Source organism: Micromonospora sp. ALFpr18c (assembly GCF_008868155.1).
Taxonomy (GTDB): Bacteria; Actinomycetota; Actinomycetes; order Mycobacteriales; family Micromonosporaceae; genus Micromonospora.
This window is the reverse complement of record NZ_WBKR01000252.1, coordinates 1-7845: the sequence shown is the minus strand read 5'-3', so window position 1 is coordinate 7845 and position 7845 is coordinate 1. Positions and strand designations below refer to the sequence as shown.

The window sequence follows — 7845 nt, the reverse complement described above, 5'->3', positions numbered from 1 at the left end:
GTTGGGTGGGGAGGACCGTCGTCGACGGTGGGGCGTCGTCACCCGCGATTCGCTCGAACAGCCGCTCGGCGGCCACCCGGGCCAGCTCCCGTGTGTCGTACGCGACCACGGTCAGCGGGCGGGGCATCAGGTGGGCCAGTTCGAAGTCGTCGAAGCCGACCAGCGCGGCGGCACTGCCCCGCCGGTGCAACTCCTGCAGGGCACCGACGGTGAGCCGGTTGTTGGCGCAGAAGAAGGCGGTCGGCGGGTCCGGAAGGTCGAGCAGAGCGGCGACCGCCCGCCCGGCCTCCTCCGGCGCGATGAGCCGGTCGCGGACCAGCGACTCGTCCGGCTCGACGCCGGCGGCAGCCAGGGCCGAGCGCGCCCCGGCCAGCCGCTCACGCATCGTGGGCACGCTCGGCGCGCCCAGCAGGAGACCCACCCGGCGGTGCCCGTCGTCGAGCAGCGCGGCGACCCCGTCCTGGCTGCCGCCCCGGTTGTCCAGCAGGACGGCGTCCGCCTGCAGGCCCTGCGGCGGCCGGTCCAGGAACACCACCGGCATGCCCAGCTCGACCTCGCGGCGCAGAAACGAGTGGTCGAGACCGGCCGGCACCACCAGCAGCCCGTCGACCCGGCGCTGGGTGAAGTCCTGGAGTAGGGCGCGTTCCCGTTCCGGGTCCTCCTCCGAGGAGGCGGTGATCAGCATCGTGCCGTGCGCGGCGGCGATCTCGGCGGCGACACTGGCGATGGTGGCGTAGAACGGGTTGGCGATCTCCTCGATGAGCAGCCCCACCGTGGCGTTGAGCTGCCGGGAGCGCAGGTTCCGGGCGATGTCGTTGCGCCGGAACCCCAACTCGGCGATGGCGGCGAGGACCCGGCTCACCAGCTCCTGCCCCACCGGCTCGTCGTTGACCACCCGGGACACCGTCTTCAGACTGACCCCGGCATGCCGGGCCACGTCGACCATCGTCGGGCGCCGGCGCGTGGCCGGCCTGGTCGGGGTCTGCGTCACGGGGTGGTCCTCCACGGCGGGCGCGGGTCAGCGGTCGAGAGCGGCGAGCGCGTCGACCGCTTTACGGGCGGCGATGAGCACCGGATCCCAGACCGGCGCGTACGGCGGAGCGTAGCCCAGGTCCAGTGCGGTCATATCGTCCACCGTCATGCCGTTCCACAGCGCCACGGCCAGCGTGTCGATGCGCTTGGCCGCCTCGGACCAACCGACGATCTGCGCACCGAGCAACCGGCCGCTGGGCCGCTCGGCGATCAACTTGACGGTCATCGGCCGGGCACCGGGGTAGTAGCCGGCCCGGCTGGTCGACTCGGCGACCACCGAGACGAACTCGAAGCCGGCCGCCGTGGCGTCCCGCTCGCGCAGGCCCGTCCGCCCCACCTCCAGGTCGCAGACCTTGGTCACCGCCGTGCCGATCACGCCGGCGAAGGTGGCGTACCCGCCGCCGATGTTGATCCCGGCGACCCGGCCCTGCTTGTTGGCGTGGGTGCCCAGCGGGATGTGCACGGGCATGCCGCTGACCCGGTGCAGTGTTTCCACGCAGTCGCCGGCGGCCCAGACCCCGGACAGCCCGGGCACCCGCATCCGGCGGTCCACCCGGATCGCGCCGGTCGGCCCGAGCGGCAGCCCGGCCGCCTCCGCGAGTGCGGTGTTGGGGCGTACGCCGAGCCCCAGGACCACGACGTCGGCCGGAATCGGCCCCTCGGCGGTGACCACGGCGGACACCCGGCCGTCGCGCTGCTCCAGGCCGGTCACCGTCAGGCCGCTGCGGATCGTGATGCCGAGGCCGCGCATGGCGTCGGCGACCAGCTCGGCCATGTCCGGGTCGACCGTCGACATGGGTTGCTCGGCCTGCTCGACCAGGGTCACGGTGAGGCCGCGTTGGATCATCGCCTCACCCATCTCCACGCCGATGTACCCGCCACCGATCACCACCGCCCGACGCGGCTGCGGATCGCCGTCCAACCACTCGCGCAGCGCCGCACCGTCGTCGAGGGTCTGCACGCCGAACACCCCGCCGAAGTCCGCCTGCGCCCACGGTGGCTTCACCGGCACCGCGCCGGCCGCGTACATCAGCTCGTCGAAATGTTCCCGGACCTCGCCGCCGCCCTTCAGGTCCCGGGCCACCACCTCGCGGCGGTCCAGGTCGATGGCGGTGACCTCATGGCGGATCCGCACGTCGATGGAGAACTTCGTGCGGAACGTGTCCGGATCGCGGGCGATCAACTGCTCCGGGCCGGGGACCAGCCCGCTGATCCAGTACGGGATGCCGCAGGCCGAGTAGGAGGTGAAATGGCCGCGCTCGAAGACCACGATCTCCAGGTCGTCGCGATCGCGGCGACGACGGGCCTGGGACGCCGCCGACATGCCGGCGGCGTCCCCGCCGATGACGATCAGCCGTTGCGCCACGGGATCATCCTGTCACGAGGCGCTCAGCCACGGGTCTGACGCGCCACGTCCTGCACCACGTCGGTGAGCCGCCCGGTGCGGGCGTACACCGCGCGCTGCCGAGCGGCGCCGCTGCCGTGCCGGCGCAGCCCACCCAGCAGGTCGGTCACCTCCGCCCAGTCGCCGTGCTGCTCCAGAGCCGGCCGCATCCGTTCCACGAACCGGTCCAGCAACTCCCAGGCCGGGCGCAGCTCGCCGGTGGTGACGTCGACGCCCTTGCCCTCCAGGCCGTCGTGGGCGGCCCGCCAGTGCGCGCCGACCAGCAGGTGGTGGTCGGTCTGCAACGCTGGCCGGCCCGCCTCGACGTCGGCGATGGCGGTCGCCACCACCGCCCGGACCAGGGCCGCGACCAGCACCGCGTCGTCCACCGACGGGCAGACGTCGCCGATCCGCAGCTCCACCGTCGGGTACTTCGCCGACAGCCGGGCGTACCAGTAGAGCATCCCCTCGTCGAGCATCACCCCGCTGGAGATCAACTGGCGGATCAGCCGTTGGTAGTGCTCGTGCGACTCCAGCCAGGGCGTCGGCGCGACCGACGGCCAGCGCTCCCACTCCACCGACCGCCAGCTCGCGTAGCCAGTGTCCTCGCCCCGGGCGAACGGGGAGTTGGTGGTCACCGCGTGCAGCATCGGCAGCCACGGCCGTACGTGGTTGAGCACCTGCACGCCGGTCTCCGGGTCGGGGATGCCGACGTGCACGTGCATGCCGTTGTTGCCCGGTCCGGGGACGAGCAGCCGGAAGCGTTCGATCATCCGGTCGAAGCGGGGCTTGTCCACCACCGGCGGCACCGGGCCGTCCACCGGGCCGGTGCCGATGGCCAGCAGTCGTACGCCGGCCCGCTCGGCGGCGTCGGCGAGCGCCTCCCGCAGGACGCCGAGGGAGTGCCGGATCGAGGACAGCTCCAGACCGGGCGGAGTGCCGATCTCGATCTGGCTGGTCTGGAACTCGCGCTCCACCTGGCCGCGCAGCTCCGCCGGCACCTGCTCCATCACCAGGTCGACGGCGGGAACCGCGGCCCCGGTGTGCGGGTCGACGAGCAGGAACTCCTCCTCGACACCAACGGTGAGCACATCGGTCCCCGCGGTCGTTCCGCTGGGAGCCTCCGCCACCTGGCCGGTCATCGACACCACCGTCCGTTCCTGCCGTCCGCGGTCCGTCCGCGTCGGTCCGCCGTCTGGTTACCCAACGTGGCGACGACGGGAAACGTGGCGTGCCGTCCAGGGGTTGGTGCGATTCGGTCGGGCGGCGTGACACCGGGTCCTATGCTCGGCCCGTGCCGGTGCTGCTGGGGGTCCTCCAGGTCGCGTGGATGTCCGCGTTCGCCCAGCTCACCCTGCTCGCGGGCCGCCCCGCCGACCTGCTCGCCGGTGCCGCGCTGACCGCCTTGGTGCTGCTCGCCGTGGTGCTCGCGGCGCGGGTGCTCGGCCGTTCGGGCGCGCCCGGCGCCGGGCCGCGGTGGGCCGGGCTACGGGCCCGCTCCCGTGCTCGTCGGATGCCCCGGCAGATCGACCCGGACGCCCCCGGTCGTCCCCGCCCCCGCGCACCCGGTCACCCCTCGGTCGCGTAGCGCCTCGCGCCACGCGGCCGATCCCGCCGTCACCGGTCCTCCCGCCGGGCGGACGCCGCCGGGGGAGGACCCCACCGGAATCGGACCGAGGGGTAACCCATGCTCGCCTTCGCACCACTGCACGACACGGTCGCCGCCGCCGGCACCGCGCTGTCCTGGCTCACCGACCTGCTCGAACCACTGGCCGGCGGGATGGCGACCGCCGCCGCGATCGTGCTGTTCACCATCGCCGTCCGACTGGTGATCTCGCCGCTCACCGTCGCGCAGGTCCGCGGGGAGCGACGCCGTGCGGCGCTCGCCCCCCAGGTGCGCGATCTCCAGCAGCGGTACGCCGACGACCCGGCGACGCTTCAGCGGGAGGTGTTCGCGTTGTACCACGAGGCCGGCGCCAACCCGATCACCGGCTGCCTGCCGCTGCTGCTCCAGGCGCCGTTCCTGCTCGTGCTGTACCGGTTGTTCACCACCAGCGAGGGCGGCACCGGGCTGCTGGACGAGCGGCTGGCCGGCCTGCCGCTGGGGCACCATCTCAGCGACGGGCTGGGCGGCGCGGCCGGGCCGCTGTTCGGCGTACTCCTGGCCGTGCTGCTGCTGGTGGCCTGGTGGTCGTCGCGGCGGGCGCGCCGGGCGCAGGCGGCGGTCGGCACGGTCGCCGGTACGCCCACCGAGGGCCCGGGCGCGGCCACGCTCGGCCGGCTGCTGCCCCTGCTGCCGTTCACGACGGTGCTGGTGGCGCTGGTGCTGCCGCTCGCCGCGGTGATCTACCTGGTGACCACGAGCGTGTGGTCGGCGATCGAGCAGGCGGTGCTCCGGCGACCGCAGGCCGCGACTCCGTCGTGATGATCAGTGGCGACCGGCGGTCACCGACCGCCGGTCGTCGCGTTCCCGGCGGCGGCGGACCTTACGGATCACCCAGGTGACCAGCATGACGACGAAGACCACGCCGATCGCGTAGTTGAACCAGTCGCTGTAGCGCTCGACGTTCTGCCAGCGGCTGCCCAGCGCGTAGCCGGCACCGACGATGAGGGCGTTCCACACGCCGCTGCCGAGCGTGGTGAGCAGGATGAACTCGCCCAGCGGCATCCGGTTCGCGCCGGCCGGGACGGAGACCAGGCTGCGGACCACCGGCACCACCCGGCCGATCAGCACCGCCCACCGGCCGTGCCGTTCGAACCAGCGGTCGGCCTTCTCCAGGTCGTCGCGGTCCACCAACGGAATGCGGTCCAGCCAGCGCTTGAGCCGTTCCTCGCCGAGCGCCGCGCCGAGCCAGTAGAGCACCAGCGCGCCGACCAGCGAGCCGACCGTCGCGGCCACCACCACGAGGACGACGTTGAACGTGCCCTCGTGGGCCAGGAAGCCGGCCATCGCCAGCACGATCTCGCTGGGGATCGGCGGGACGATGCTCTCCAGGGCGACCAGCAGCGCGACGCCGACCGGGCCCATCACCTCGATCACCGAGGCCACCCAACCGGTCAACCCGGTGAACTCGGACGGGTCACCAGTCTGGGCGTACGCCATGGTCGTCCTTCCGGTCGGCTGTCGGGGATCGGAGGGTGTTACCCACTGCCGGCCCTGCTACACCCGCGCTCAGTGCTCCGGGTGCAGGGCGGTGTCGGCCGGCCCCTGCCGCCACCCGGTGAACACGACGGTCAGCCCGGCACGCACCGGGGCGCAGCAGAACGGACCCGCCACGGCCTCGGCGGCCGGGTCCAGCGGGGCGAGCCGGACCAGTTGCCACGGCTCGTCGTCGGCCCGCGCCCGCACGGTCAGCGCGTCGCCGGCACGGCTGACCCGTACGGTCACCTGCCGGCCCGCCCACCGCGGCACCGGCGCCACCGACCAGTCGGAGAACTCCCGGGTCACCACCGCGCCGAGGTGCAGCTCGCCGTCGCTCATCTCGACGCCGGCCTTGGTCCAGGTCCGCTCGTCCACCCGCACCAGCGCGCCGGCCTGGTCGAACTGCCCGCTGAGGTCCAGCCGGAAGCTCACCTCCATGGCGCTGCCGACCGGCAGCGGCGCCAGCAGGGCGGGGCCGTTGTCGTGCACGAAGCCGTAGCTGGTCCGCCGCCAGAAGTCGGTCTCCGCGGCCGGTTCGACGACCAACTCGCCGGCCGGGCCTTCCTCGGTGCGCACCGGCGGGTGCAGCCACCGGCCCCGGGACCAGTCCAACGGTTCGCTCGGCGGAATTACCCTGGGGTGCGGTCCGAAGCCCGGTGGCTGCGGTTCGTCCCCGGGCATCCGCCTGGGGCGTTTCCGTATCTGCCCGGGCAGTCCGGCTACAACAAGCGGCTGCGTGCGGCGGTGCCGCTGCTCAAGCGGGCGATCCGCGTGGTCGCTTCGGACACCGACCTGTGGACCGACGCCACCTGGGTGGTCGACTCGACGCCGGTCGAGTGCGGCCGGTCCAGGCCGACGGTGAAACGCTCGGACCTGGCCGGGTGGGCCGGCTACTGCGCCTCGCACTCGCGGTTCTTTTGGGGACTTCGGCTGCATCTGATCTGCACCCCGGCTGGCTTGCCGATCACCTGGGCCCTGGCGACACCGAAGGTCGACGAACGTCAGGTCCTGATGGCTGTCCTTGACCACGATCCCGGCCTCATCGCCGAGCGTCCAGGCCTGCTGATCGTCGCGACAAGGGATACGTGTCCGCGGAGTTGGACCGATGGCTGGCAGAACGTGGGGTGCGGTTGCTCGGACCGTCGTACCGCAACCGCACCCCACGCCCGGACGAACACCTACTGAAACCGATCCGGCAGCTCATCGAGTCCGTCAACGACACGTTGAAGGGCCAACTCGACCTCGAACTGCACGGCGGACGCAGCATCGAAGGCGTCGCAGCACGCATCGCGCAACGCCTCATCTCGATGACCACCGCGATCTGGCACAACCGGGCCACCGGCCAACCCCTGACCAGATCCTTGATCGCCTACGACCACTGACCAGACTTCGGACTTACTCGTCTAGACCATCGCCCCGAGTTGTAGTCGGAACGCCCGACACGTATAATTGGAGTCCTGCTCACAATTTGGAGGTCAGTCCGAATGGAACATCAACAAAAGGGATCATATCGTAGTGGCTCTTCGGCAGAGTTACCGTATCTTGAGGGCGCTTCGAAAGAACAAGTCGATGCCCTGTTCGAACTAACACCAACGCAGCGAATTCTTGATTTCAGGAAGGCCAAATATCGAGAGCGAAAAAGTCAACTTGCCGAAGGGGGCGAGCAGTTTTCGTCGTGGCGTACTGACTATCCTTCAACTAGGATCAGCCCTCCAACGCCGACCAGCCCGTCTCTACCAGCGGTCGCAGGACCGCAGAACCTTAGTCAGTTGTCCGCGATGCAAAGTTCCATTCCGCGTACTGCTAACAGGCCAGCAACAACGCGACCAGCATCGCCGGCTCCGCCCGCCGGCGCACATGACTCGGCGACTCGATCAACGCCGCGTGCTCCCACTCCGTGACGGCCTTGACCGCCACGTCGCGCAGCACGTGTTCCCCGGCAGATGGTCGAACGCGCGGATCGGGGACTACCTGACCAGCGGTGGAGCGACCATGCCGACCACCTTGGCCAAGGCCCTGGCGCGGCTGCGCCGCGGCGACACCCTGGTGATCACCCGGCTGTCGCGGCTGTTCCGCAGCCTCAACCTCGATCCGTCAGAGGGTATTGATCCCTTGGTACGGCTTTCGGCTTGACCGTTTTGTCCCTTATGGTGTGAGGTGTGTGCGTCGTCTGTCACGACGGTGTGCCGGGTCTCCGATTCCCGGGGTGCGGCCCTTTCCGGCTCGCTGGGACGGTTGTTGCTGGTCAGGTGGGTGTGGGTAGGGCGTTCAGGCGTTGCCAGCAGAG

At 71.3% G+C, this 7845-nt stretch carries 9 protein-coding genes; 4 read left to right on the top strand and 5 right to left on the bottom strand.

The genetic code is table 11. From position 1 onward, the window contains the following. From F8271_RS28455 to F8271_RS28445, 3 genes are all read right to left on the bottom strand, one after another. On the bottom strand, nucleotides 1-946 hold a 946-nt coding region (locus tag F8271_RS28455), incomplete at its 3' end, for a LacI family DNA-binding transcriptional regulator (protein WP_151492922.1). A gap of 72 nt (nucleotides 947-1018) precedes the next feature. Further along, on the bottom strand, nucleotides 1019-2398 hold the full coding sequence (locus F8271_RS28450; protein ID WP_151492920.1) for an FAD-dependent oxidoreductase: 1380 nt from the start codon (nucleotides 2396-2398) through the stop codon (nucleotides 1019-1021). A gap of 23 nt (nucleotides 2399-2421) precedes the next feature. Next, nucleotides 2422-3558: a glutamate--cysteine ligase gene (locus tag F8271_RS28445; protein WP_192580500.1), complete on the bottom strand. Its 1137-nt coding sequence runs from the start codon at nucleotides 3556-3558 to the stop codon at nucleotides 2422-2424. A gap of 152 nt (nucleotides 3559-3710) precedes the next feature. Here F8271_RS28445 and F8271_RS28440 point away from each other — a divergent pair, with 152 nt between their 5' ends. Continuing rightward, nucleotides 3711-4004, top strand: coding sequence for a DUF6412 domain-containing protein (locus F8271_RS28440; protein WP_225854832.1), 294 nt, complete (start codon nucleotides 3711-3713; stop codon nucleotides 4002-4004). Nucleotides 4005-4103: 99 nt separating this feature from the next. Further along, nucleotides 4104-4841, top strand: a complete 738-nt coding sequence (locus tag F8271_RS28435; RefSeq protein WP_151492918.1) for a membrane protein insertase YidC — start codon at nucleotides 4104-4106, stop codon at nucleotides 4839-4841. Nucleotides 4842-4844: 3 nt separating this feature from the next. Here the strand turns inward: F8271_RS28435 and F8271_RS28430 are convergent, their stop codons facing one another. Together F8271_RS28430 and F8271_RS28425 are read right to left on the bottom strand one after the other, a co-directional pair. Beyond that, nucleotides 4845-5519 carry a DedA family protein gene (locus F8271_RS28430; protein WP_151492917.1) on the bottom strand — a complete coding sequence of 225 codons (675 nt, stop codon included), beginning with the start codon at nucleotides 5517-5519 and terminating at the stop codon, nucleotides 4845-4847. 69 nt (nucleotides 5520-5588) lie between these two features. After that, nucleotides 5589-6170, bottom strand: coding sequence for a DUF1349 domain-containing protein (locus tag F8271_RS28425; protein WP_225854831.1), 582 nt, complete (start codon nucleotides 6168-6170; stop codon nucleotides 5589-5591). A gap of 473 nt (nucleotides 6171-6643) precedes the next feature. Here F8271_RS28425 and F8271_RS33520 point away from each other — a divergent pair, with 473 nt between their 5' ends. Together F8271_RS33520 and F8271_RS32665 are read left to right on the top strand one after the other, a co-directional pair. After that, nucleotides 6644-6940 (top strand): hypothetical protein, encoded by a 297-nt coding sequence (locus F8271_RS33520; RefSeq protein ID WP_225854830.1) that lies wholly within the window; start codon nucleotides 6644-6646, stop codon nucleotides 6938-6940. Between the two features lie 610 nt (nucleotides 6941-7550). Next, a complete protein-coding gene (locus F8271_RS32665) occupies nucleotides 7551-7691 on the top strand; it encodes a hypothetical protein (RefSeq protein ID WP_192580499.1) in 141 nt (46 codons plus the stop codon). Nucleotides 7692-7845 lie beyond the last annotated feature (154 nt).